Source organism: Rhodoplanes tepidamans (assembly GCF_030813915.1).
In the GTDB taxonomy this organism is placed as follows: domain Bacteria; phylum Pseudomonadota; class Alphaproteobacteria; order Rhizobiales; family Xanthobacteraceae; genus Rhodoplanes; species Rhodoplanes tepidamans.
In genome coordinates, this window is sequence record NZ_JAUSUJ010000055.1 from 1 (window position 1) to 1,707 (window position 1,707).

Genomic DNA, 1,707 nt, shown 5'->3' on the forward strand with positions numbered 1-1,707 from the left:
GAGACTGGGCAAGAATCGGCGGGTCGAGCTGATGTAAGATTCGTCTTATGACGAATCGCCCGTTCAAGACCGGCGTCAGCCGGGCGCAGCCGAGCCTTCTGCCGCCGAGCGTAGAGGACTATGTCGGGCCGGACAACCCGGTCCGCGCGATCGAGGCGTATGTCGGGGCGCTCGATCTGGCGCGGCTCGGGTTCCGGCATGCCGGCGCGGTCGGGGGCGGTGCCGGCCAGCCGCCCTATGATCCGGCCGACCTGCTGAAGCTGTACCTCTACGGCTACCTCAATCAGCTCCGCTCGTCGCGGCGGCTGGAGCGGGAGGCGGGGCGCAATCTCGAGCTGATCTGGCTGCTGCACGGGCTGACGCCGGGCTATCGGACCATCGCCAAGTTCCGCCGGGACAACTGGGCGGCGCTCAAAGCGGCGAACCGCAGCTTCGTGCTGGTGGCGCGCGAACTCGGCCTGCTCGGCGGCACACTGGTGGCGATCGACGGGGCGTTCTTCGACGGCAATGCGAGCAAGGGAAGCATCGCGACGCGCAAGCGGCTGGCGGCGGAACTGGCGGCGATCGAGCGCGACATCGAGGCGTACGGCGCCGCCCTGGAGGCGACCGACACGGCAGAAGCGGACCCGCCGGGAGGCGACGATCGCGGTCCCGACGGCGGCCGCAAGGGCGGCGATGTCGGCCGCGAGATGGCCGCCCTGATGGCCGAGCGGGCGCGCCGGCAGGCCGAGCTCGACGCCCTGGCGGCGAGCGGCGAGACGCAGGTGTCGCGCACCGACGCCGACGCCCGGCTGTTGACGAAGCGCGGCCACACGATCGCAGGGTACAATGTCCAGATCGCGGTCGACGACGCCCACAAGCTGATCGTGGCGAGCGAGGTGGTCGACGACGGCAACGACACCGGCCAGCTCCATGCGATGGCGCAGGCGGCGCGCGATGCGCTCGCGGTCGAGACCCTGACCGTGGTGGCCGATGTCGGCTACTTCAACGGCGACACGCTGCGGGCGTGCGAAGCGGACGCGCTCACGGCCTATGTGCCGGAAGCCGACAAGAACCGCCGCCTGGCGAAGCAGGGCCGCTTCACCCTGAAGGCGTTCGTCTACGGCGCCGCAGAGGACGTCTACGTCTGCCCGGCCGGCGCGACACTGCGTCCGATGGCGGGCCACACGCAGGATGCCGCCGGCAAAAGGTATGTCCGCTACGCCGCTCTGCAGTCGGGCTGCGGCGCCTGTCGGCTGCGGGCGCGGTGTCTCACCGACAAGGCGAGGCGGCGGGAGGTGCATCGCTGGGAGCATCAGGACGTGGTCGAGCGCCATCGCGCCCGCATGGCCGCGCCGGAAGCCGACGCCATCGTGCGACGCCGGGCCGCGCTCGCCGAACATCCCTTCGGCACGTTGAAGTGCCGGGCCGGCTATCGGCACTTTCTCGTGCGCGGGTTCGACCGGGTGCGCGGCGAATGGGGCCTGATGGCGCTCGCCTACAACTTCACCCGCGTGCTCGCCATCCTGGGGTTGGACGCCTTCGTCGCCGCCATGGCCCGACGGGCCGCCGAATTGCTGCTGTTCAGCTTGCGGCGTGCCCTTCAGCTCGCCGGTGGCGTCGGCGCAGGCTTCCTGACTCGCTCCGGGATCGGATTCGCCCGAAATTCCGCCGTCACCCGCGCGCAAATCCGCCTCGCGGCATGAAGTCGAGTTCTTGCCCTGCCTC

Annotated in this window: 1 protein-coding gene; it reads left to right on the top strand. The window is 70.5% G+C overall.

Annotation, left to right across the window (positions count from 1 at the left end):
- The first annotated feature begins 47 nt into the window (after positions 1–47).
- Positions 48–1,685, top strand: coding sequence for an IS1182 family transposase (locus J2S22_RS30810; RefSeq protein ID WP_272840739.1), 1,638 nt, complete (start codon positions 48–50; stop codon positions 1,683–1,685).
- Positions 1,686–1,707 lie beyond the last annotated feature (22 nt).

Coding starts and splice junctions, on each gene's coding strand:
- J2S22_RS30810 (WP_272840739.1), top strand. CDS start 48: ATGACGAATCGCCCGTTCAAGACCGGCGTCAGCCGGGCGCAGCCGAGC.